General features: G+C 32.0%; 19 protein-coding genes and 1 other RNA gene. 2 read left to right on the plus strand and 18 right to left on the minus strand.

Annotated features, from left to right (window positions below):
- Positions 1–32: 32 nt before the first annotated feature.
- The 11 genes from B3040_RS11855 to B3040_RS11905 form a co-directional block, all read right to left on the minus strand.
- Complete coding sequence (locus tag B3040_RS11855) at positions 33–2,564, minus strand: ABC transporter permease (RefSeq protein ID WP_291573533.1); 2,532 nt, start codon at positions 2,562–2,564, stop codon at positions 33–35.
- A gap of 593 nt (positions 2,565–3,157) precedes the next feature.
- Positions 3,158–3,661, minus strand: coding sequence for a flavin reductase family protein (locus B3040_RS11860; protein ID WP_291573535.1), 504 nt, complete (start codon positions 3,659–3,661; stop codon positions 3,158–3,160).
- A gap of 86 nt (positions 3,662–3,747) precedes the next feature.
- Positions 3,748–4,656 (minus strand): AEC family transporter, encoded by a 909-nt coding sequence (locus tag B3040_RS11865; RefSeq protein ID WP_291573537.1) that lies wholly within the window; start codon positions 4,654–4,656, stop codon positions 3,748–3,750.
- 489 nt (positions 4,657–5,145) lie between these two features.
- A complete protein-coding gene (gene orr, locus B3040_RS11870; RefSeq protein WP_291573539.1) occupies positions 5,146–6,216 on the minus strand; it encodes an ornithine racemase Orr in 1,071 nt (356 codons plus the stop codon).
- Positions 6,213–7,541, minus strand: coding sequence for a GlmL-related ornithine degradation protein (locus tag B3040_RS11875; RefSeq protein WP_291573541.1), 1,329 nt, complete (start codon positions 7,539–7,541; stop codon positions 6,213–6,215). The genes orr and B3040_RS11875 overlap by 4 nt, the downstream gene beginning before the upstream one ends.
- Positions 7,542–7,658: 117 nt before the next feature.
- Positions 7,659–9,836 carry a D-ornithine 4,5-aminomutase subunit OraE gene (gene oraE, locus B3040_RS11880; protein WP_291573543.1) on the minus strand — a complete coding sequence of 726 codons (2,178 nt, stop codon included), beginning with the start codon at positions 9,834–9,836 and terminating at the stop codon, positions 7,659–7,661.
- Positions 9,836–10,198, minus strand: a complete 363-nt coding sequence (locus tag B3040_RS11885; RefSeq protein WP_291573545.1) for an ornithine aminomutase subunit alpha — start codon at positions 10,196–10,198, stop codon at positions 9,836–9,838. Before B3040_RS11885 ends, oraE begins: the two co-directional genes overlap by 1 nt.
- Before the next feature lie 19 nt (positions 10,199–10,217).
- Positions 10,218–11,630 (minus strand): 2-amino-4-oxopentanoate thiolase subunit OrtB, encoded by a 1,413-nt coding sequence (gene ortB / locus B3040_RS11890; RefSeq protein ID WP_291573547.1) that lies wholly within the window; start codon positions 11,628–11,630, stop codon positions 10,218–10,220.
- A gap of 22 nt (positions 11,631–11,652) precedes the next feature.
- Positions 11,653–11,952, minus strand: a complete 300-nt coding sequence (ortA, locus tag B3040_RS11895; protein WP_291573656.1) for a 2-amino-4-oxopentanoate thiolase subunit OrtA — start codon at positions 11,950–11,952, stop codon at positions 11,653–11,655.
- Between the two features lie 232 nt (positions 11,953–12,184).
- Positions 12,185–13,231 carry a 2,4-diaminopentanoate dehydrogenase gene (ord, locus tag B3040_RS11900; RefSeq protein ID WP_291573549.1) on the minus strand — a complete coding sequence of 349 codons (1,047 nt, stop codon included), beginning with the start codon at positions 13,229–13,231 and terminating at the stop codon, positions 12,185–12,187.
- A gap of 346 nt (positions 13,232–13,577) precedes the next feature.
- Positions 13,578–14,936, minus strand: coding sequence for a sigma-54 interaction domain-containing protein (locus B3040_RS11905; protein ID WP_291573551.1), 1,359 nt, complete (start codon positions 14,934–14,936; stop codon positions 13,578–13,580).
- A 464-nt stretch (positions 14,937–15,400) separates the two neighbouring features.
- Between B3040_RS11905 and B3040_RS11910 the strand changes: the two genes are divergently transcribed.
- Both B3040_RS11910 and B3040_RS11915 read left to right on the plus strand, forming a co-directional pair.
- A complete protein-coding gene (locus tag B3040_RS11910; RefSeq protein WP_291573553.1) occupies positions 15,401–16,168 on the plus strand; it encodes a threonine/serine exporter family protein in 768 nt (255 codons plus the stop codon).
- Between the two features lie 2 nt (positions 16,169–16,170).
- Positions 16,171–16,617, plus strand: a complete 447-nt coding sequence (locus tag B3040_RS11915; RefSeq protein ID WP_291573555.1) for a threonine/serine exporter family protein — start codon at positions 16,171–16,173, stop codon at positions 16,615–16,617.
- An 860-nt stretch (positions 16,618–17,477) separates the two neighbouring features.
- Here B3040_RS11915 and B3040_RS11920 read toward each other — a convergent pair.
- The 7 genes from B3040_RS11920 to dtd form a co-directional block, all read right to left on the minus strand.
- Positions 17,478–18,782 (minus strand): helix-turn-helix transcriptional regulator, encoded by a 1,305-nt coding sequence (locus B3040_RS11920; RefSeq protein ID WP_291573557.1) that lies wholly within the window; start codon positions 18,780–18,782, stop codon positions 17,478–17,480.
- Between the two features lie 637 nt (positions 18,783–19,419).
- A non-coding RNA gene (ssrS, locus tag B3040_RS11925) (6S RNA) lies at positions 19,420–19,614 on the minus strand.
- Positions 19,615–19,995: 381 nt separating this feature from the next.
- Positions 19,996–21,777, minus strand: a complete 1,782-nt coding sequence (gene aspS / locus B3040_RS11930; RefSeq protein WP_291573560.1) for an aspartate--tRNA ligase — start codon at positions 21,775–21,777, stop codon at positions 19,996–19,998.
- An 81-nt stretch (positions 21,778–21,858) separates the two neighbouring features.
- Positions 21,859–23,109 carry a histidine--tRNA ligase gene (hisS, locus tag B3040_RS11935; RefSeq protein ID WP_291573562.1) on the minus strand — a complete coding sequence of 417 codons (1,251 nt, stop codon included), beginning with the start codon at positions 23,107–23,109 and terminating at the stop codon, positions 21,859–21,861.
- 50 nt (positions 23,110–23,159) lie between these two features.
- Positions 23,160–24,626 (minus strand): coproporphyrinogen III oxidase, encoded by a 1,467-nt coding sequence (locus tag B3040_RS11940; RefSeq protein WP_291573564.1) that lies wholly within the window; start codon positions 24,624–24,626, stop codon positions 23,160–23,162.
- Positions 24,627–24,659: 33 nt separating this feature from the next.
- The gene (locus tag B3040_RS11945; protein ID WP_291573566.1) at positions 24,660–25,262 is read right to left on the minus strand and encodes an MBL fold metallo-hydrolase; all 603 of its coding nucleotides are present in this window, start codon (positions 25,260–25,262) and stop codon (positions 24,660–24,662) included.
- Positions 25,263–25,273: 11 nt separating this feature from the next.
- A complete protein-coding gene (dtd, locus tag B3040_RS11950; protein ID WP_291573568.1) occupies positions 25,274–25,723 on the minus strand; it encodes a D-aminoacyl-tRNA deacylase in 450 nt (149 codons plus the stop codon).
- Positions 25,724–25,806 lie beyond the last annotated feature (83 nt).

The following is a 25,806-nucleotide window of genomic DNA, read 5'->3' on the forward strand; positions in this document are numbered from 1 at the left end:
ACCTATTTATCTTATTTTTAATAATCTTACTTTTATTCTATTCCTCTTATAGAGTCAACAACACTTGAAGTAAAAAGTTTTCTTGAAGGCAGTATGGCTGCTATAACTGTAATAAAAGTAGTAATAACAAATACTCCTGCTACCTCTAAGGTAGGAAAGTTCCATGACATATCTGCTTTTATTACCCCTCTTCCCTTAATATAAATTACATATGTTGAAAACACTCCTAATGTTATTCCTACTATACTAGCTGCAACTCCATAAAACATTCCCTCATGTTTTATCATAGTTTTAACCTCATCACTACCAAAGCCCAAAGCTCTCATCATTCCAATTTCTTTATTCCTAATCATTACATTCATATACATTATATTTATCAAGTTAATTACACTTACTATTGCTACTATGAACACAAGACTATATAGGGTCATAGATAACTTCATATTGGACTCTTTTGTTGTTTTAAGTTCTTCTTTAAAGGATTTAATGGTTAAATCTCTTGAAAGCTTCATGGTATCTCTTATTTCTTTTTCTGCTTGTTCATAGTTTGCATCCTTATTTAAGGTAATATTTGCCTGCTGATAGTTATCAATGCTTAAATAGTTTTTCATTGCATCTTCACTTACTATAAACATAATACTGGTACTAGCATCTACTGAAGCTAACATTTCTTCCTTAACCACAGCTCCTACTTCAAATACTTCTTTTGAATCTCTAACAGGATTTCCTTTTTCATCATAAATTGGATAACTTATTTTAATTCGGTCCCCAACTTTGATATTAGTATAATCTCTATAATTTAAATCCTGAACTACTATAGCTAATTTCTTTTCCTTCATTTCATTTACATCTATATTTCCTTCAATTAGTCCTGATTTTAACTTTTCAAGTTCTTCAGAACTGTACCCCAAAGTTCTTGTTTCAAAATAGTATTGCTTTTTATTAAATAGCTCCTTTAAATATGGGTTTCTATTACTATTAGCCTCTTGAAATTTCAAGCCTTTGCTAGTAACACTTTCTGCCGGCACATATACAGGTGAAGAAATTCTTCTCTCAGTTGAAATTTTCTCTACTCCTTTAATTTTAGAAATCTTACTTATATCTTTTTCAGTTAACCCATAATCTTTGGAAATTCCAGAGGATAGTAATACAAAATCACCTGGAAATTTCTTTTTAAAGTTACCTATTGGGTCTGCAGAACCTATCAAGTAGTTTACACAGCTTAACATAATTATGGTTATAGATAGAGAAACTATTGTAGTTATAAATTTTTTCTTATTTCTATTTATATTCATGTACGCCATATTAGCTGGAAATTTAAATCTTTTTCTTAATGTTCCATTACCTTCAAGGGAACTTTTAATTTTTCTTCCTTTTAAGTTTAAATTATTATTAGAGCTTATTGCTTCCATAGGAGATATTCTTGATGCCTTTAAAGCTGGAAAGTACACTCCTATAATAATTGATAAAAATCCAACTACTAAAGCCGGCGTTATACCAGCCATAGGAATATGAAATAATCCCTTTAAATTCCCCGTTGCTGAAGAAAGCATCATAACGGTCCTAACTGCTAAGCTTCCTAAAAATATTCCTATTGGAATAAATATCATACCTAAGGCTATGCCTTCCCCTAGTACTATGCCCTTAATTCTAAGGGGTGAGGCTCCAATGGCCCTTAACATTCCGAATTCTTTTGTTCTTTCTGTTATAGATATATTAAACACATTGAAAATGATAATACTTGCTACAACTCCAATGATAATAAACAGCACCTTAAAAATTAATTCAAAGACTTTCCCATATTGTATAGTGGAAGTTTTAACATAATTTTCATTAAAGAATATTTTAGAATAATTATTTGTTGCTGCTAGCTGCATTGCAGTATCTGTGACAGAACTTGTAGGGTTTATCATTATATAACCTTCATATTCTAAATTTTGATTTTTTAAATTATCCTTAAGAAATTCTTTAGTTATATAAGCCTTTGCTGTATTTTTATTAGAAAATTGATTATTAGTGTACTTAAAAGTTCCAACTAAAACAAAATTACTTTCTATCTCCTCTTGAAGCCTCTCACCATCCAAAGTTCTATATTCTACAGTATGTGGAAACTTCATGGTATCCCCTATTTCATATTTTTGAGGTAATGCATCTAATACCCATTGCTCTAAAGCAATTTCATTTCCTTTTTCAGGATATCTTCCCTCTGTTAGATTAAAGTTCAAGAAATCTGTAATATTTTCATCATAGGCTTTAATATCAATATTGACTTTAGAATTTGGAATTTTATATTCGCCCAAATTAGCAGCTATAGACATTTTCTCAACTGCTGAATCAGTCTTTAGCTCCTCAAATTTTCCATAATCTCTTGTGAAGAATGAAATATCATAGATACCTCCTGCATCGTCAACCATCCTTTCATAGGATGTCTTGCTCACAGATTCTTGTATTATACTTAAAGAAACTATTAATGCTACTGACAGCACTATACCAATACCCATAAATACAATACGCTTCTTATTCTTAATAATGTATCGTGGAATTATCCCCCAAAAACTCCTCATAATCTCCCCCCAATTTAATTTTCATTCAGTTTTTCATGGTACTAGATTACTAAAAAATATTGTTTAAAAAGTGAAATGATTTGTATAAGATCTGTTGCATAAATTTTTATATGTATCTTTAATCCTAATTTAATATAGAAATAGTATATTAGCATCATCGTCGACTTACTTCTGTATTAATATACTACATTATTTTACATAAGTTTTCAGTAAATTTTCAGAATTTTACAAACAGTTAATACTTTTTTGAAACCTTTGCCCATAATAAAGGTTTCAAAAATCTTACCTTTATTAAATTTACAGCTTATACCTAATTATCTTTCCCATAAATACTAGGGTTTCAGTTACAATAACCATTGAAATAGGTATCAGACTTATAAACTTATTCTGTTAAAAAAATATTCATTTCTTTGTCTACCTCTTTAAAATCATATCCATTACTGGTCAACCCAAGTTAAATAGTCTTCTATATTAGTTCCTACTTAATGCATTCTAGTGGCAATGTATCTGACTCAGATAAAAAAGCCAGCATTTCTGCTAGCTCTTAGTTTATTATTTTATATTTTTATCTATTAATATTATAGTAAGATTTCTTAACTTCTATAACTCTCTACTATTTCTCCATAGTAAATTGTATGGTAATCTCCTCCATCATAGCATTCTTCTTGTATAGATTTGCTCAAAAGGCTAGGGTCCATAGCTTGTTTGTAAACTATCTTACATTCGTAGTGAACCATATTCTCTCCCGCTATTATTGGAGTTTTCACAGCTTTTGAAGGTGCTAGTTCTAAGTTGCATTCTTTAAACTTATCCATATCTCTTCCTGATTTTGATCCAAAAAAGCCTAGTTCTTTTCTTAGGTTATTGTTTACTGGAACACTTACAGTAAAGCTTTCTGCTTTTTCTATTAAGTCGAAGGTATATCTAGACTCCCTCACTAGTACAGTAAATATTGGTCTTCTCCATTCAAAGCCTATGTTTCCCCAGCTAATGGTCATAGTGTTAACTCTGTCCCCTTCCTTCACTGTAAGAAAGGCCCCTACTTTATGTAGGTTTTCCATGGCTAATTCTAAGTTTTCAACAAATTTTGCACTCATTTTTTTCACTCCTTATATTTATAATGTAGATTTTCTCTACACTAATTAAATTCTTTATAAAATGACTTATAAAATGTTTAAGTAAATTATAATAAAGTTAATATTATTAATGGGATTGTAATTACTGAAAGTATTGTGCTCAAAAATACACATTGGGATGCATATTCTGCATTTCCTCCATACTTTGAGGCGATTATTGGGGCCATTACTGCTCCTGGCATGGCAATTATTATTACACACACTCTTGTAAGTTCTCTGTCTAGTCCTAAGGTAGTCATAGCTAAGTAAACTAAAAATGGAGAAACTATTAAGCATATAAAAGAACCTAAATAAATGGTCCAGTCTGAAAGTACTTCTTTAAAATTCGCAGAAGATAGCATAGCTCCTACTATTAACATAGATATTGGCGTGGTGGTATCTCCCATTAGCTTCAGAGTTTTATATATAGGAGTTGGCAGTTTAACGGGAGAAATGAATAAAACTAACCCAAAACAAACAGCAATAAAGGCTGGATTTTTCAATACTTGTATAAAAGATTTTAAAGACTTTTTCCCACTATATAGGGATACTCCTAAGGTCCATACAAAAGCATTAAATACCATATTAAATATTGCTCCATAAAATACTCCCACATCCCCAAATATGCTTTGAAGCACTGGATATCCCATAAAACCCACATTGGAAAAAGTGGTTATAAATCTTAATACTGGCTGCTTCTCCTTAGAAGCCTTAAAGAAAAAAAATTTACTTATGGCATATAAACCTAAATGAATTACTATGGAGTAAATTACAATTTTCTTTGCACTATCTAGTAAGTTACTGTCAAATTCTAGATTAAAGGTACTGACAATTAAAAAAGGTAAGGTTATATTAAGAAGTAAACTACTAAGTCCTTTTTCTACTTCCTTAGTAATAAAACCTCTTTTAGTTGCATAAACCCCCACCAACATCATTAAAAACAATATTATTACTTGATTTATCACATCAATATTCATTTTTTCCTCCCCTTTAATCAACTAATCAAATATTACTAAATAAACTTAATTAGTTACAGCTAAAATTCAAGCCTATAAAAATACTATTCCTTAGATTTCATTTTTGTTCATCAATTTTACTATATTAGGTTTTACCTTGAAAATATATTTCAGCAATCTACAAAATATATTGTGACAAATCATGAATTTAAAACAGCATTCTTTATTATCATACATTGTTTTCCCAGGAAATATATATGATTGCATGTAAATAAATGGAAATATGTTGAAATTTATTTCCTGGAAAATATTTTACATAATCCGCTAGACAAATTTCTTTGGAAATTAACTGTTCTCACTTATTATAATATATTAATTTTTATAGTTTTACCACTGTCCTACAGTGTAAAAATTTCAGTAAAAAATAAAACTGCTGACAAAACCCTTTTGTCAACAGCCTTATTACTACCTATTTATCAAAGCTATCGTTAGTCCACATAATGATATTTATTATCCTACATAATATTTACTTACATAAGGTGAGGTCATTGCTTGTAGTAGGCAGCCATAATCCATATAAAAATCTACTACATCTCCAACTCTATAGTCATATTTACTTTCTGTCACATCTAGAATTAAGTGGTCGCTACTAGCACCTAAGACTCCAATTCCACTATCTAAGGGCGTTATTCCATCCACTTTAATATCCTGTCTTCCAAGTGCAATAATTGCTCTTTTTATAACTCCTCTGTCCTGAAACTTTGGAACCTCTCCAAAGGCATCTAAGCCTATTTTCCCTGTAGGTACAGAAGGCTTATTTTTAATTTCTATAATTTCTCCTTTAAGGATAAAGCAATCCTTATGAGCATTAGGAACTTCCTTTCCATAAGCAGTTTCTCTTCCTAACACTATGGATTCACCAAGTCTTAATTGATTTACCCCCTTAGGCATGGTGTTATCCATTACCATATAAAGACTGCTAGAGTTTCCTCCTGATATAATTGGAAGTTTTATCTCTAAAACTCTCTCAATTTTTTCTTTAATTGCAATAAGTTTACTTAAATTTTCTTCGTCAGGTAATACTCCTCCGTAACAGGTTAGGTTTGTTCCCACACCAACAAGCTCTATATTAGGAAGTCTAGTTATTTCCTTTGCCGCATCTAAAACGTCATATTCTAAAACTCCCTCTCTTAAATCTCCTAAGTCTATCATTAAGATAACCTTGTGAATTTTATTAGCTCTTTTTGCTGCTTTCGCTAGTTTTTTTACTGTTTCTACTTCTGAGTTTAAAGATATATCTGCATATTTAACCACAGAAGAAGCATCACTTTCCATAGGTATTCTAAGAAGGAGTTTTTCACACTTTGCTTCACTGACTCTCTTTAGGTTTGAAAGCCTAGAATCTCCTATAACCTTTAAGCCTCCTTCTATCATTGAGTTAACTATAGGCTTTTGTGCGCAAAATACCTTTGTAACTCCAACTACATCTATGCCTAGTCCTTGGCATATTTCAAGAATGGTTGCTGTATTGTGTTTTATCTTATTTAAATTAGCTTCTATACAGGGATAACTTCTTTTCATAGCTTAAGACTCTCCTTTAATAAAGTAATTGCTGCTTCTTTGTTTTCTCTACTTAAAACTCCAGCACAGGCCATAATATACATAGTATCTATTAATACCTTGGCTTCATGTCTTGGGTACATTGTTAAATCCTCTTTAATTTCTTTTATCCCTTCAAGAGTTTCTTCACCCTTTTGAAGTCTAGTTAAAGCTCCACCGGTACCCACAATATATTTCACCATGGATAAATCCTTTCCATAGGCTAAGAAATTCTTTCCTGCACCATAGACTCTTTTTATTTGACCTACATGCCTGCTTATTGCTACTTCCACAGCTTTTTTAGTCAAAATGCCGCTCCATCTTCGCTCTTCTTCCGTGGCTGGAATGGGTCTTATTTGACTTTCTATATATTCACTTGAGTTTCCTTCAGTTTCATGGTGTGTTAAAAGCTCTATTACATTAGCTCTATTAACATAAACCCCAAGATCCCCTTCAACAGTTCTTTTTGCTTTAGGTTCTGGAGTTACAAGGATATCTAATACCTCCAAACTTCCCTCTGTAACTGAATGCACATCTGTAGTAGCTCCCCCAACATCAAAAACTAATACATCTCCAAGGAGATCATATAAAAGCTTAGTAGCTTCCATTACAGCTCCAGGGGTGGGCATTATTGCTCCATCCACCATTTCTTTGATTTTATCCATGCCCCCAGCCTTTACAATATTTTTCTCAAACGCATCTTGTATTATAGCTCTCGCTGGTTCTACATTTAACTCATCCACTCTAGGATAAACATTCTCTATAACATAAAGCTCTTTTCCTTCAAATATTTCCTTTATTTCATCCACATTAGCACAATTACCGCAGTAAACCACTGGGATTCCAAGATCTGCTTCTGCTAAAATTTCTGAATTGTAAAGAGCAGTTTCTCTTTCACCGTAGTCTGTTCCCCCAGCAATCATAATTAAATTTGGGCTTATTTCTCTTATCTTTTTTATATCAGATTTTCTAAGTCTTCCTGCTGTAACCATCTTAATAATTCCGCCTGCACCGAGGGCAGCTTCTCTTGCAGCTTTTACTGTCATATCTTGAACTAAGCCGTGAACGGTTATTTTAAGTCCCCCAGCAGCACTACTAGTGGCAAGCATTCTTCCATACTCTAGCTTTTCTCCTAAGAAATCCTCAATTTCCTTTACTGCATTTTTAAGTCCAATGGTTACATCCCCTTGCAGCACAGAAGTAAAGGCCTTTCCTTGTCCAATTACTTCTACCCCATTTTTAAAATTAAAGGCTGTAACAAGGGTAGTAGTACTTCCAATTTCCGCAATTAAATACTCTACCTTCATAAGCACACTCCTATAGTTAAGGGCATACATTGATTTTGTATGCCCTTAGTTTATTTTTAAATATTAGTATTTGTACTCACCTACTGAATTTAAATCTTTAGTAGGTATTTATAACCCTTATTGCTCTTCTTTCATTAAAGTTTCAATTATGAAAGACGCCACATGGTGACCTTTGCTTCCACGACCAAAACCTGCATCCATTCCATTAGCTACAGCAATTTCATTAGTAACTTGAGTTCCTCCACAAGCTAATATGAATTTGTCTCTAACGCCTTTTTCAATACAAAGATCATTTAATTTCCTCATATTCTTCATATGAACATCATTATGAGTAATAATTGTACTCATTAAAATTGCATCAGCCTTTGTTTCAATAGCTGCATCAATAAGCTTTTCTACTGGGCATGAAGTTCCAAGGTAAACAGCTTCAATACCGTACTTTTCTATACCACCGTGTTTAATGTCAATTACTTCTCTTAAGCCAACAGAGTGCTCATCCTCTCCTGCAGTAGCTGCTACTACTTTAACTGGATGCTTTTTAACATAATCTCTCATTACATCATCTGCAAGGATTTCTTTCACCTCAGGAAGCTTTAATTCATCTCTAACAATTTTAAAGTTAACTCTTCCTTTAATTTCAACTAAAGTTCCTTCAGCATCCTGCATTACTTGCTTATGGATAATTTCCACATCTGTTAAGTTCATGTTTTTACCCATTTCAAGAGCTGCTGCTTCTGCAATTCTCGGGTCTTCTGGAATGAATAGAGTTACAGATACATAACCATCCTTTTTCCACTCAACCTCTGGTACAATGGTTCCATCTTCCTTAACTTTTTCCATTCTCTTAATAACATTATCTTCTTCATCTAACTCATCAATGTAAACAATCTTGCTTCTATCACAGAAAGTACATCCTTTTATTGCATCACAAGCATGCTCATATTTTTCTGGCACATTGTTGTAACCAAAATGAGCACAAACTGGTGCAAAGTAATCCTTATCTCTTGGAACTACAGTATCCACTGCAAGTCCTCCATCTATTTTACGAGCAATACCATCACCGTTTCTTGCTGGATATTCACCAGAGTCAACGAAGAAGCCATCTTCAACTGCTTTGAAGTATCCGCCATTCTCAATGATTTCTTCTAAAAATAATACGGCTCTTTCTTTAAGCTCTCTAACTTTTTCTGGTAGGTATCCTTCTTTTTTAAGTTCTACCATATCCATTAATCCATCCATTCCAATTAGGGCTTGTTTTGCAGTGTTTACTGCATGAATGTTATTGTAATGCCATGGCACGTTTCTTCCTTCATCAGGAGTAATTGTACTTTGAATATCAGCTGAAGTAAGTTCAGAGATTAATAAGTTTAAGCTGTGAGTTACTGTAGCCTCTCTTGTACAAGAATCCATATACTTAGTATTCATTTGAGCTCTCATTTTATAATTTCTAAATAAGTCTCTTAGTGCCACTGCATAAGGTAAGTCATATCTTAAGCATGGAGCTGGTGGCGCTGTTGGTGGTACTGTTGAAAGAGCAATATTACTTGGTTTCATTCCTACCATTTCAGAGTATTTAGAGTTTATAGCATGTTGAACCATAAGCTCTGGCATTACCATGTAACCTTTCATTGCTGTTGCGTTGGCATTATGAGCTCCGTCTATTTGAAGCATATCTGCCCAAGCCATCATGTGCTTAGCTACAGCTGCATCTACGAAGGATCTTACCATGTTAATATTTCTATATAAAACATTGTATTGTGGGTCTTGGTGAGCACCATTAACTCCCTCTTCAGCAAACATAACTGCGATGTCTGGACCTGCAACCCCTGATACGTAAGAGTGGAAGTTAATTTCTCTTCCTACTTCTTCTTCTATTAAATCAATAGCTTTTCTTGTAGCTCTTACTTCTTTTCTTGTAATTGGAACTCCACCGATTCCTTCTGGTGAACCTTCAATTAATCCATCGTAATGGCTTTGTCCAGCAGTTCTAATAACCATAATGTGGTCAGCTCCATGCCATGCAGCCATTCTCATTCTTCTTATATCATCTTCAAATCTTCCTGAAGCAATCTCAGTAGTTATTACTGGTTTTGGTTGAGGATCTATGTTATTAAAGCTTCTTGCTGATGGAAGAGCTTTACTATTTTTAAGTGGTTTTGTGATTTCTTTGTACTCAAATTCTCCCATTGGTTCATTGTGAGCTTCTCTCCAATGCCAACCTCTTCTCTTTGGCTCATACTTATCTAAATCCTTAAGTATCTCTTCCACATTTATTTTTTTGTTTTCTTCTAGCATTATTTATCCCCCCTAAATAATCCTGATACTTCATTCCAGCCTTTACCTTCTCCTAGTTCGCGTCCTGCTTCTAAATAGTTCATTCCTTTAAGCTCTGCATATTTTAAAACCACATTTCCCATACCTTTACCTAAAAGTTTTGCTTTCATGCCTTCTTGAACTATTTTTGAAGATTCAATACTTGAAAAGCCCATTCTTAAAAGTACAGATCTTTCTATGGAAGAAGATGTGTTGTTATAAGCTAAGTCCACCATTGGTCTAGCTATTTGTTCAGTTAGTGCCCAGAATCTTTCATATAACTCCTCATCAGTTAAGTTTTTTAAATGCTCTCTTCTTTTTTGAAAATCATCTTCTCTTTTCACTTCTTTACCCCCCAATTATTTATTTAACGAAAATGCCATGGCTAGAAAGTATATCTACTACTTCCACCTTGCTTAATTTTGTTTCTTCACATAGGAAATCTATATCAAGAATATCTACTGTGTTGGTTTCTAGCTTTTTAATACTGTTTTTAATAAGGGATTTTCTGTACCCATTTAAATCTTTATCATCTACTTGAAGCATAGCTGGACTTTCTGGAAGCACAATATTTTTCCCTGGAACCTCTGTTTTTGGATCACCCTTAAGGATTTCTATGCCATTGTTCTTTGCAAAGGTAAGTTGAGGTAAAATGTGTTTTCCTGCTCCAGTGTATTCTGTTTCTTGAATCACTATAATTTCATCATTATCCATCTCTTGAGCTATTACAAAAGCTGCTGCAAGAGAAGTATTTCCTGCTGGTCCTCTTTCTAAGCCTTCAAGTTGAGCAAGAAGCTCTGTCATATAGAAAACTTGTCCTTGAGCTACCGTTACATATCTATCTAAATATCTAAGTGGTCTTGCTGCACTTCTTGGTACGTCACTTCTATCTGGCCATACCATAAATGGTATTCCAAAACCAGTGTGTCCTGTAGTGAAGGATTTTCTGTTAAAGTCCTTATCACTTGCCATATGAAGTCCTTCTAAATTTACAGAAGCTCCTACCATTTTTGTATTTGTGGCTCCAGCCTTTATAAGACCTCTTGCTGTACCAGTTACGTTTCCACCACCAGCATGGGTTGCAATTACCACTTCTGGATCCTTACCGAATTTTTCTCTACATTGTGTTGCAATTTCATAACCTAAGGTTTCTACTCCTGCAATACCGTAAGAAGAGTATAAAGATGCGTTATAGAAGCCTGTTTCTTCTAATATGTTTAAGTAAGTATAGAAAAGCTCTGGACCTACAGTAAGCTGAAGCACCTCTGCTCCTAAACCTTCACACTTTCTTCCTTTTTCTAAAATTTCTGGTTGACCTACTTTTTTAGAGTCATAACATTCTTGCACTATTATACATTTTAATCCTTGCATAGCTGCCTGAGATGCAACCGCTGCTCCGTAGTTTCCTGAGGTTGCAGATGCAACTCCCTTATAGCCTCTTTGCTTTGCATCATAAACTGATACAGAGGCTCTTCTATCCTTAAAGCTTCCTGAAGGGTTACAGCTTTCATCCTTTATAAAAATTCTAGCTGCTTTTCCTGTTTTAGAAACTTTTCTTGCTAGGGCTGTGATATTTTTTAACTCTAGAAGCGGAGTGTTACCTACCCCAACTTCCCTTTGAATTCTCATGATGTCACTTAAGGAATATCCAGTGTCTCTCATCATAGCTTCATAATCAAAAGCTAAGGCTCCTTTTTCATACTTACTAAAGTCAATTCCTACTGACTTTATCATTATTTCATTTTTTCTCTCCATGAGAGCTTCATATTTATTCACCTTATTCACCTACTTCCTTACACTATTTAAAAATCATTTCCTTTGCTTGCTTTCCTACATATGCGATCTCACTTACATATCTACCAAAATCATGAGTGTAAGCTGGCTCTACTGCGGTTACTACCCCTCTAACTTTTCTTCCACTAGGAGTTTCAACTTCTGTTTCTTCTCCTAGGTTACATTCTGCTGTAGTAAAACCTCTAACCCACATCATAAGTGGAGTACTTTTTGTTTCCTCTGGTATAACAGGTGATCTATCCTCTGGATCTAAAACTTTGTTTGTTATCTCAACGAAAGTTCCTACCTTAATCAAGTTATCCACCTCCAAAATTCTTTTAATATTTATTTTATTTACCCATATTTCTCTCATAAATTCTCAATTTATATATAGCTGAAAGTAACTTTATAATATGCTTCCTTGGATTAAATCTCTCATATATTTTTGAAATTTACTCCAAGGAAGTTTAATTTAAATTCTAAATTAATTTTATATATCTTACTGGCTTTTACCCATAAAGCCCTCTAATTTACTAACTTAAATTTAACACTCTATATTATCTCTTTATAAAAGTTCTAAAGTCTCCCATAATAGCTCTTGGTACTGGTAAATCTATCATTGTTTTTAAGCCTGGATCTGCATTAATAACATGAGGAATCATATTAACGCACATAGCAATTGTACCAAGTCCTCCATCAACCTCTGGCTTAATAGACATATTAACTTCTGGCGTACCTTTTATAGTGATATAATCTCCTGTAAAGGTGCCTTCCATTTCAGGCTCAATTTGTTGTGGGTGGATCATGTCAATTTTAACCTGTCCATCTACAAAACCTTGTCCAGTCATGTTAACTCCTGCTACATCTCCAGCAGCTGCAAAACCAAATGGTGATTTTCTATCTACTGATGTAACTATTGGAGACATTTGTTGCTCAAACTTATCAACCTTCCAGCCAATAGCATCAGCAATCATATTAATAGACTCAGAGAAACCAACGTGTCCTGCTAAGCTTCCATCTGCAACTCCTCTATTGAAATCATCTACCTTCATTCCAACTCCTTGCTCTTCCATTACTGCTGGTCCGAATGGTGATAGACTGTTTACTCTCTTAGCTTCAATGTGGTCTACATCTGTCATGCAGCCAGTTAAGCAAACTACTAATAAATCCATGATGAGTCCTGGGTTTATTCCTGTTCCAAGAATAGAAACTCCATTTTCCTTAGCAATTTTATCTAGCTCTGCTGCAAGTTCTGGATTTTGAGCTTGTGGATAAGACATTTCTTCTGCAGTTGAAATTACATTTATTTTCTTCTCTAATACTTTCTTTAATCTTGGGAAAGCATTTTTAGTGAAAGAGTCTGTTGCACAAAGGCATATGTCACAGCACTTTTCAGTTAATACTTCATCTATGTTAGGATTTATTATAACCTCTGGTCTTTCTCCTCTTTCTACACCTAAAACTTCATAAATACTTCTGCCAGCTCTTTCTGGGTGTAAGTCACATACTCCTACTATATCTACACCTTTCTTCTTTAAAAGCATACGAGCCATTCCGCTTCCCATAGCCCCAAAGCCCCAAATTGCTACTTTAACATTTTCCATATTCATATTCCCCCTTATAATTTAATTTTCACTTTACTCTTTTAATACAGCAATTTCCGTGCCAAGTATTTTTGCGAAGAATTAGAAATTTCCTGTAGTTATAACAATTATTTTGTATAATATTCTAAATATTTTAAATTTTATAATGAAGTTATTTTTCTACCGCAAAATTTTTTTCTTCATTCTTTGAAATAAAACAAGTTTACTTACATAAACTTCAAATAAAAAAGGGTAAATGCATATTTTTTTGCACTTACCCTGCCGAATTTATGGCACCTGTATATTTTTAATAATTATTCACACTGTTATTTAACTATAATATTTAGAAATTAAAGTTTTCTTCCCATTATAAATTGTATTTTTTTAATTTATATTGCAAATTCTGCCTAGAAATTTTTAGTTCTTCAGCTGTTCTAGTAATATTCTCTCCATTTTTTTTATATATTTTTGTTATTATGGCCTTTTCTACTTCCTCTAGATGGTTATTTAAAGATAAATCACCAGTAAACTTACTATCATTATTTAAATCTCCCACAATAGTAATTTTATTTTCAAAGAATTCTTTAGTTAGCACTTCCCCATCATCCACCATGTTCATAGCTGATTCAATGGTATTTTTAAGTTCCCTGATATTTCCCGGCCAATTATATTCATAAAACTTTTTCCAAACCTCTTCACTAAGTCCCTTTATATTTTTAGAAAGAAGCGTGTTATAGTGACTTATAAAACTCTCTGTAATTTCTTTAATATCTTCTTTTCTTTCTCTAAGAGACGGTACATCAATTCTCATTACACTTAACCTATAATAAAAATCTTTTCTAAGCTTTCCTTCTCTTATAAGTTTTTCTGGTTCTTCATTTAAGGTTGCAATAACTCTTACATCTATATCAATGATTTTATTGCTTCCAACAGGTCTTATATATCCATCTTGAAGTACTCTTAAAAGCTTAGATTGAAGATAAGGTTCCATGGAGTTAATTTCATCTAACAACACAGTTCCCCTATGAGCTTCTTCAAATAGACCTTTTTTATTTTCTGCTCCTGTAAAGCCACCTTTCACAGTTCCAAATAGCATTCCTTCTAAAAGTGCACTAGGTATTGCTGCGCAATTTATAGGAATAAACGGTTTATCCTTTCTAATTCCATTATAATGGATGCTTTGAGCAAATAACTCTTTACCAGATCCAGTTTCCCCGTAAATTAGCACAGAAGAATTTGAAAGACTTGCTTTTACAGCTTTATTTATTTCATTCCTTATTTTTGGGCTGTTCCCAATTATATCTTTAAAGGTGTAGTTATTTTCTTTTTCTTTTATCGCATTCTCTAGCATGCATATCTTTTCATTTAACTTTTTAAGCTGAGTCATATCTCTTGCAATTTCAATGGCAGCTACAGTTTTTCCCCCTATAACAACTGGCACTGTGGTGTTGATTGATGTAATGTTCTTACCATGATTATTGCTATATTGCTGAACTACATCTTTAAACTCCTCATTATTATTAAGGGCATTCATCAGTGTAGAGGTGCCTTCCATGCCCTTTAAATATTCATAAACTTTTTTGCCAAGAACATCTTCTCTTTTTAACCCTTCCATTGTTGCCATAGCAGTATTGTAATAAATAGTTTTGCCCTTACTATCGACTACATGTATTCCTTCTTTTAAGTTATTGATAAGATTTTCTAAAATACTTTCAATCTTATTCATTCATATCCCCCATTTTATATTAATTAACTAAGTTAAATCCTTTATTTTGTGTTGTAACTAACTTATAAGTAATTAAATTAATATTATCTTAGTACAAATTAAGAATTAAAGTCCTTAACTTGCACATAAATCTCTTTTATTCTTTTAAGTGTTTTATAGCAGAGTAAAATTAATTGTAACCCGATATCTCTATATTTGAATCACTATAATTTAATTATAATTATACCTTTGTAATTAATCAATTCTAACAAAGCAAATCTACTCTGCCACCTTTGAACTATGACTAAATCTTAATATTCTAACAGATTACATTTTATTAAGTTTTTGATATATAATAACAATGATATAGATTTAAAAGGGAAATATTTCATATGTTTCTATATGAATGTCTTAAAGGCATTAAAGTGTTTATTAAGTTTAATCATTTGATTTAATTCCCTATATTACTATAGGAGGTGTTTTCAATGTATAATGATGAAATTGTCCATATAGCTGCTGAAGCTGGAAAAATAATGCTAGAAAATGGTGGAGAGACCTATAGAGTAGAACAAACTATTTCTATGATTTGTAATGCTTATAATATTAAATCAACTGAAAGCTTTGTTACCCCTACAGTAGTCATGATTTCTATCACAAATCAAATGGGGGAGACTACCACTGTTATAAGAAGAATTACTTCAAGAACAGTAGATCTTGAAAAAATAGCTGCAATAAATAATTTGTCTAGATCTTTGTATTCAAAACCTCTTTTGATGAAAGATTTAAAAGATGAAGTAAAAAAAATTGAAAGGCACCAAAGATATGGTAATAAGATTACAATAATTGCTGCTGGTGTTACTACTTCCTTTTTCTCACTTTTATTCGGAGGAAATATTAGAGATTTCTTTATCTCCTTTATTGCAGGAATTTTAATTAAGCTCCTTAGTAATTATTTAGATAGATTAGATGTGAATGGGTTCTTTGTTAATGTATTAGGTGGTGCTTTAGCTGCCCTTATTGCTTTAATGGTTAGTACCTTCTTACCAGGCTTTAACGTAGATAAGATTATTATCGGTTCTATAATGCTTTTAGTTCCAGGTCTTGCTATAACTAATGGTATACGTGATACCATTGCTGGTGACTTATTATCTGGATTATCTCGTTCCTTAGAAGCCCTGATGATTGCAGGCGCAATTGCAGCTGGAACAGGTATAGTATTTAAAACTTGGATATATATCTTTGGGGGAGTGTAATTATGATAAGTGTTTTATATGCCTTTATTAGTTCCTTAGGTTTTGGCATTTTATTTAATGTACGGGGTAAAAACTTGATAATTGCTTCAATTGGTGGAGGACTTGGATGGCTTTTTTACCTAATAACTAAGAATTCTACTGGTTCGGAAATTGTAGCTTTATTCGTTGCTTCTATAGTTATAAGTGTGTTTTCAGAAATTTTTGCAAGAATAATGAAAAATCCTGTAACAATATTCTTAATCTGTGCTCTAATTCCCTTAGTTCCTGGAGGTGGTATGTACTATACAACCTTTGAAGCAGTTCAAGGTAATGTAAGCAAATCTATTGTTCTGGGCATCCAAACCCTTTTCAACGCCGCTTCCATTGCTGTAGGAATAATTTTAGTTTCTACTATAAGTAAAATTATAAATAAATTGAAGTTTAATAAATTAGAAAGTTTGAAGAAATAATAAAAATCTAGTAAGATTTTAAAAATCTTACTAGATTTTTTTGAAACTTTTAATTGTAGCTTTTAACCTTTATGTATTTTTTTAAGTATCCATAGCATTTACTTATAGTATCTACCTATACTTTTTAAACTTATACATATGTTTTATAACTTGAAGGAAAATTATATTGTTGATTGATTAGATTAGCTCTTAAACGTTATAATTTTAACACCTTAATTTTAATATATTAAAAAATACTTTCAATATTTATTATATATGAAAATCACACTTGATATTGTAACCTTATTTTTTCATTCACAGTTTCAATTTAGTTATTTGTTTCAACATTTCCATTTTGTATATTTATACTAATAAATATTATATTTTTATATCGATTTTGATACTAAACCTTAACATTATGTGTAAATAAATTTTATAACTTATAACTTACTCATGTTACATTTGCTCTTTAAACTTCTCAATATATGTAGATTCCATTACATAACCAACAGCTTTCTTTCTACCTAAAATCTCCCTGGAGATGTTTGAATTCACCTTCAATATAGGCTTGCTTTGTGAAAAGTTTAATTTATTAACTTTAAAAGTCTTAAAGAAACCAAATTGTATTTAAGTTTTATTTAAGTTATAACTTTATTCACCATATAATTTCTAAGATAAAAGTTTATTTTCTGCATGTTCAAAATTCTTAAAGTATCCACACTAGTAATAATTCGTAAGCTAAATGTTAATGTGATTTTTTTATATAATATAATGGATTTTTGTACACAATAACATTTATAAACTTGAATATTTTTATTAGAGATAAAAAACTAGCAAGCTCAGCTTCCTTGCTAGTTTATATATATATATCTATAATAACACTATTTATTTTCTAAGATAAATAACAACATAGTATCTATGCTTTCTCTATCCTCTATACTATTATAAAACTGAATTAATTTAATTATATTTACATCATTATGATCTATAATTTTAAGAGATAATAACTCTAAAATATTATTCTTAAAATCATTTATGTTCTCTAAATTATTTTCTAAAACTAAAGCATTTAAATACTCTCCTAATGCTTTTCCTAGCAGCTCAAGGCTTTTGCCACTTTTACACATACTTATTACTTTTTCAAAATGCACCTTAGCCTGTTCTATGTCCTGTAATAAAGTTGATGCTATCCCCACTTGAAGATGTGCATTAACAATACAACAATCCTTATCTGTATTGGCACCATTGCTTAATTCATTGTTAAGCTTCTTTAAATAAGTTTTAATATTTTTGTAGTCCTTTAAAATTATGCAAATGTCTAATATATCAGTCATTATTAATATCTTTCTAGCTACATTATTATTAATATACTCATCTAATATTACTTTACTTAATTTAAAACTATCATTAAATAGCTTTATTTGTTTAAGACAATGAGCCTTCAATCTATGAATTTCAAATAGTTCTCCAGATGCTAACTTTGGAAATGCACTTAAAATTTCTTGGATTTCCTCTAACGCCTGGTTATATTTTTTTAAATTTATATTTGCTAATAGATTATTAAAAGTTAATTTATATTTTAGTTCCCTACTTAAAGCCCCGTCATACTTAAGAGCTAAGCTGTTAAAATGTATAGCTTCCTCATATTTCATTAGTATTAAACATAAATCACCAATTTTTTCAAGAATTATTGATAATACTTTAGAATCCTCTATCCTAGTAGCATTCTCCAAAGCTTTAACATAATACATATAACTTTTATCATAATCTCTTTGACTTTCATATATCTCCCCTATTTTTTCATAAAGAACTAGGTTCTTTTCTGGTTCCCCGTACTTCATACAAAAAACCTCTATTTCATCCATTTCTTTAACTAAATTTTCAGAGAAGCTATTCTCGTTTTCAACTAAAATTTCTATATAATTATCTGCAATTTTATTAGATTGTTCTTTAATATCCTCTAATAAATAACTAGCTTCAACAGAGAAATCAATGTCTCTCTCTTTGCAGATTCTATTAATATTATCTGCAATTATTTGTGCCACGTTGGGTGTAAGATTAGTTTTATTGTTTTCGATTATGCTTATAAGTTCTCTTGTTATTTCCCCACCAGTAATGTCTTGTTGTCTAATTTTAAAGTTTTTTCGTATTCTTTTTATTTTTTCTCCTTGTGATAAAATTTCCATAACCTATTCTCCTCATCCAAAACCTTTGTGTTAAATAATACCGACATAACCACCATATCAACCCTTATTTTACCAATTAGCTAATGAATTTTATTTTGTTTAGCAACCTTCTTAAAAGTTTCCTCCACCAATACCTAATTTGCATAAAAGCCCCTCTGGTAAAGAGATAGGTGATTTAATACCTCAAAATGTTGCTAATCAACTGCTTTAGTGTAAGAAATAGAATTAGTTATTTAAGTTTTTGCAAAACCTTACAGTAGAGTAATTTAATTTACTTACATTTAGTAACCTGTACTGTAAAATTATACTAGTTAACATATCTCTATTATACTATTTTTTATAAAAAAATAAAGCATATTTATAGAAGGTTTTTTTATTATGAAGAATTTTTTTCAAAAATTATAATTCATTATTATGAATTTGTTACTTAACTTATAAATTCCTTAATTTTTATTAGTTGCTTTTTTAAAATCCTTGCACTGTACTCCCTTTAGAGAATAGACATTATATAAAGAATTATTGAAAATACAATTATGCATATAAAAAAATACCACTCAAATGAGTGGTATCTTAATTCTCATAATGAGAGTTAGCAAGAATAATCTTGCTAACTCTATTATTTAAAGTAAAATCTTTAATATAAACCGCTGTGCCGTTTATGCTGGTATATTTGAACCCGTTCTCTTACGGGTGGATTCCGCCTTTTTACTTCTGGTACCTATCAGTTAATATTAATAATAAAGGATAGGTCAACACTCCATAAAAAGAACTTCTTCCTTTTAAATCACTGTTGGCTCAACATAGACCAGTTCCGCGCACACAGCAGATCATTTCTAACTTGTAACTACATTATATAATAATTTTAGTGTAATTGCAAATAGAATTAAAATTTCATACTAAAGATTTTACAATAATAGTATATCCGCTATGCCGGATATTATTCTTTTTAAAATCTGGATGAGTTTCTTGTATTTAACAACTTAAACTTAAAACCTTTCATCCTATAAAGGACTTCTATTTAAACCTAATAACTCCTAGCCACAACCAAGTATACATTATATAATTAATATTTTTCTTTATATATAGAATAGAATAAAGAAACTACACTAATAATAAACTTGCTTTTGTACTCTCTTTTATATAAGTTGCTTTTAATTTATTAAGTAATGTAGGGACTCCTTCGAAACTTATATAATTAACTTACAATGTAAAATTAATTGTTCTTAGCTATATTAATTCCAAGTTCTTTAAGTTGTTTTTCTTCAACCACGTTTGGCGCCTCACTCATTGGACAGTATGCATTTTGATTCTTAGGGAAAGTAATAACATCCTTAATGTTATCAGTACCTGCTAGGAACATTACCATTCTATCTAATCCATATGCTAACCCGCCATGTGGTGGTGGTCCATATTTGAAGGCTTCCAATAAAAATCCAAATCTTTCCCAAGCACTTTCTTGACTAAAACCAAGAAGACTGAACATCTTTTCTTGAAGCTTGGTATCGTGGATTCTTATACTTCCTCCACCTAACTCCTCACCATTTAATACAATGTCATAAGCCTTTGCTCTAACTCTCTTTGGATCAGTCTCTAAGTACTGTAAATCTTCATCCATTGGTGATGTGAATGGATGGTGAAGAGCCACATATCTATTTTCTTCTTCATCATATTCAAGAAGTGGGAATTCTGTTATCCATACAAAGTTAAACTCTTTGTTATTTTCTAAAATCCCTAGTTCTTTTGCAAGTTCTAATCTTAATGCTCCTAGTGATTGTAATACTACATTATCCATATCAGCTACAATTAGTATTAAATCTCCTGTTTTTGCACCAGAAGCTTCAATAATAGCTTGCATTCCAGCTTCATCAAAGAATTTAGATATTGGAGATTTTATTTCATCTTCTTTATAAGCTATCCAAGCAAGTCCCTTTGCCTTATAAGTTTTTACAAACTCCCCAAGCTTATCAAGTTTCTTTCTTCCCATATCGGCAGAGTTCTCAGCAACTATAGCTCTTACTGAACCACCATTTTCTATAGCATTTTTAAATACAGCAAATTCTGTACCTCTTACTGCCTCAGTAATATCTTTTATTTCCATGCCAAATCTTAAATCCGGCTTATCACTACCGTATTTACTCATAGCTTCTGCATAAGGCATTCTTCTAATTGGAAGTTTAACTTCCTCACCAATTACTTCTTTGAATACTCTTTGAATTAAGCCTTCGTTTAATGAAATGACATCGTTAAGTTCTACAAAGCTCATTTCTAAATCTATTTGTGTGAACTCTGGCTGTCTGTTTGATCTTAAATCCTCATCTCTAAAGCACTTAACAATTTGGAAGTATCTATCAAAACCTGATACCATTAATAATTGCTTAAATATTTGTGGAGATTGTGGAAGTGCATAAAACATTCCTGGATAATTTCTACTTGGAACTAAGTAATCCCTAGCCCCTTCTGGAGTGCTCTTAGTTAGCATTGGAGTCTCCATTTCTAGAAATCCATTCTCATCTAGATAATCTCTAACTACCTTAGATGCTTTATGTCTTATCATAAGAATTTTTTGCATATCCGGTCTTCTAAGATCAAGATAACGATATTTAAGTCTTATATTTTCTGATGCATCCAAATCCTCTTTTATGTAAATTGGAGGTGTTTCAGACTCAGAAAGTATTTTAATACTTTCACCCTTTAACTCTACCATTCCTGTTGGTAAATTTGCATTTGGTGCTTCTCTCTTTATTACTTCACCAGTAACTGCAACACAGTATTCTGACTTAGCTAAGTCTGCCTTTTCAAAAGCTTCCTTATTTATTTCTTCACCAAACACTACTTGTAAGAGTCCAGTTCTATCTCTTAAGTCAATAAAAACCAAACTTCCTAAATTTCTTTTTCTTTGAACCCATCCCATTACAGTAACTTTTTGTCCTACTTGACTTTCTCTAAGTTCACCGCACATTAGGTTTCTTTTAAGTCCATTAAGTGACTCACCCATTTATTTTTCCTCCCTTTATGTTACAAGAAGCAAATTGCCTCTTTAATTCCATTACAGCTTCTAAATTTGTATAATTTTAAATTAAGCTTTTATGATTTTAGCTACAGCTTCTATATTATCTAAGGAAACCTCTGTAGTTTCTCCATCACTCATTCTCTTTAGCCTAGCTACTCTATTTTTAACTTCATCTTCTCCAAGTACCATAGTATATCTTGCAGCAATTTTATTAGCAAATTTCATCTGAGCTTTTACACTTCTAGCCATGTGATCGCATTCGCATTTAACTCCGTTACCTCTTAGGCTATGAATAACCTTTATAGCCTCAACCTTCCCCTGTTCTCCCATAGAGCCAACATATAAATCCATATAGGTTTCTTCTGGAATTTCTATACCTTTTTCATCTAGGGTTAGAAGTAATCTTTCCATCCCCATACCAAATCCTATAGCTGGCATAGATGGTCCACCAATTTCTTCGATTAAATTATCATATCTTCCACCACCACAAAGAGTAAAACCCTTATCCATAATTTCAAAAATGGTTTTGCTATAATAATCTAAACCTCTAACTACTTGAGAGTTAACTACATAATCTATTCCCATAGCTGATAAATAAGTTTTTAAACTTTCAAAGTGCTCACTGCACTCCTCACAGATATAGTCTAATATAATGGGAGCTCCCTTAACCACTTCTTTACAACTATCAACCTTACAATCTAATATTCTTAAAGGGTTCTTATCTAACCTAGTTAAGCAGGTTGTGCATAGCTCATCTTTTTTGCTAGATAAAAATTCTGTTAATGCTTCATTATATTTTTTCCTACAAGTTGGGCATCCAATGCTATTAATATTAAGCTCTATACCTTCAACTCCTAGCCTTTTATAAACATCCATTACAATACTTATAACTTCGGCATCTACTGATGGTTCCTTTGAACCAAAGACCTCTACTCCAAACTGATGGTGTTGCCTTAATCTTCCCTTTTGCATTTTTTCATAACGAAAGGCTGGAGTAAAGTAAAACATCTTAGTTGGTTGAGCTTCGCTATAAAGAGTATTCTCTACAAAAGCCCTAACTGCTGGTGCCGTTCCCTCTGGCTTTAAAGTTATACTTCTTCCACCTTTATCCTCAAAAGTGTACATTTCTTTTTGAACCACATCAGTAGTTTCCCCTACTCCTCTTTTAAATAGTTCTGTATGTTCAAAAATAGGAGTTCTTATTTCTCTACAACCATAAGCTGCAGCAATTTCTCTCATTATCTTTTCAATAAAATTCCACTTGTACACACTGCCTGGTAAAATGTCCTTTGTACCCTTAGGTGCCTTAAATTCCATCTAAATTCCTCCTTGTTACTTAGGTTACTTCAAATTACTAGTACCTGTATCTATTGCTCTGGCTTATATAAGCTATCTAATAACTTCACCTTTTTGTCTATCATTTCATCAATTCTATTTACATATTCTCTAACATCTTTTACATTGCCAAATCTTTCAATTCGGTTTTCTTCTAAAAATATCACTTTAGAAACTGCATCTGCACCCAAAGCAATAATAGTCTGCTTTTCTTCTATCATTTGGATGTTATAGATACCTTCCTTACCCTTTTCTGAATAACCCACATTTTCCATGTTGCCAACCATGTTTTTTTGCCTATACATGTAGTAAGGAATCATTCCAAGCTCTTTAGATAATTCCACTGTAGCCTTATACATTTCATTAAGCTCCTGTTGACTAGGTATTTCATACTGCGTATTATTAACCATATTTTCGTAAAGCTTAGATGCCCTTTTTATAGACATTCCATGGACTGTTAAGCTATCTGGTTTAAGTTTTAAAAGCTCTTCACAGGTATAGTTAATTTCCTCTATCCCTTCTCCAGGAAGCCCTACAATAACATCCATATTTATATTGTTAAATCCTAATTGCCTAGCCAAATTGAACTTATCTACAGCATCCTCTGCGGTATGATTTCTTCCAATGAGCTTTAAGGTTTTATTATTCATTGTTTGCGGATTTATACTAATTCTATGAACATTATATTTTTTCATAGTCCTAAGCTTTTCTTCAGTGATACTATCAGGACGTCCACACTCTACTGTAAATTCTTTTACATTATGATTATGTACAAAATAATCATAGATATCCCTTAAAATTATTTCAAATTCATCATTATTTACAGCAGTGGGGGTTCCCCCTCCAAAGTATACGGATTCTATATTTAGATCACGGGATTTTATGTAACCACTTAGGGCCTTAATTTCATTAGATAAGGCATTTAGATATGGTTTAACCAAACTCTTGCACCCTGAGATTGGATTAGAAGTAAAAGAACAATATACACAACGTGTAGGGCAAAATGGCATACCTATATAAACACTTATGGTATTTTCATCCTTATTTACTATATTTCTTTCATATTTTGCAACTTCTATACAAAGCTCTGCTTTTTCTTCTGATGTTTCATGAATTACCTTAAAAGTTTTTATGATTTCCTCTTCAGAACAACCTTTCTCTAAAAGCTCTAAAGCTTTTTTAGATGGCCTAATCCCAACTAGAGTTCCCCAAGGAAGTGCTTTTCCAGTATCCTTAGAAAGAAACTTGAACACTGCTTTTCTAACTTCTTCTTTAATCTTATAGTTTTTATTTATATCAAATTCTTCGATTCTTTCTCTACCTATAAGCTTAATGGTATCTTCATGAACTTTAACAAACAAATCAACTTGTTCATCACTGTTAAGTTCAATAAAGTTAATATCTGCAAAACTGTAAAAAAGGTTAATCATTTGAAATACATCATATCTAAATTCAGGATTATTAAGTTTTATTTTAAATTCTTTCTCAGTGCTATACACTTTATATCAAGTCCTTTATGTTTATATGTAATACTATAAAAATGGATTATAAATTTCTTCGTCTCCAATGGTAGTACTTGGACCATGCCCTGGATAAACTATTGTTTCCTTTGGTAGTACCATCAACTTTTCCTTAATACTTCTTATTAATGCCTCTCCATCTCCGCCAGCTAAATCACTTCTTCCAATAGAACCCTTAAATAAGGTATCCCCTGAGAAAACCATGTTTTCTATTTGAAAACATACACCCCCTGGTGTGTGACCTGGAGTATGAAGTACCCTCAGATTACTTTTCCCAAAAGTCAAAGTATCTCCATGATTTAAGGTTATATGTGCTCCTCCCTCAATAAAAGGTCCATAGTACTGAACCTCCTTTAATATCATTTCGTTATCAGCTATTCCTATGGCAACCTGAGCCTTTGTTATGGCTTGAAGTCCATCTACACCTGTAGTATGGTCAAAGTGTCCATGGGTAAGTAATATATACTTAACCTTTGCTCCTAAAATATTTAATGCCTTTTCTATATCATCTACGTCCCCACCTGGATCTAACACCACAGCTTCCTTAGTTTCTTCATCCATTAGAATATAGCAATTAGCTCCATATATTCCTGCCATTAATTTTTTAACTATCATTGAGTTCACCTCTAAAAATCTTTTTTACTTTCTAAAAGTAGAGTAACTGGTCCATCATTTTGTATGTAAACCTGCATATCTGCTCCAAATTCTCCAGTTTCAACTTTGTTAACGTCCTTTTTAAAAGCTTCTACTAAATCATTATAGAGCTGCTCCGCTACTTCTCCACCTTGAGCCTTCATAAAATCTGGTCTTTTTCCCTTACGGCAGTCTCCATAAAGGGTAAATTGAGAAATAAGCAACAACTCTCCATTTACATCGCCAAGGGAATGAGTCATTTTTCCAGTTTCATCTTCAAATATTCTCATTCCAACAATTTTACGAACTATATATTCTATGTCTTCTTTAGTATCTTCTTTACTTATTCCTACTAAAACATTTAAACCTAAGCCTATTTCTCCGATAACTTTATTATCAACTTCAACTCTAGAAGCTTTAACTCTTTGTACTACTGCTCTCATAATCATATCTCCTTTATACTATTTTTTTATTATTTAAGTAATCTTAAGATAATTTTATAATACAAGGCTCATGCAAAACCCAT

The sequence above is a fragment of the Clostridium sp. UBA4548 genome, from assembly GCF_002387895.1.
Taxonomy (GTDB): Bacteria; Bacillota; Clostridia; order Clostridiales; family Clostridiaceae; genus Clostridium_J.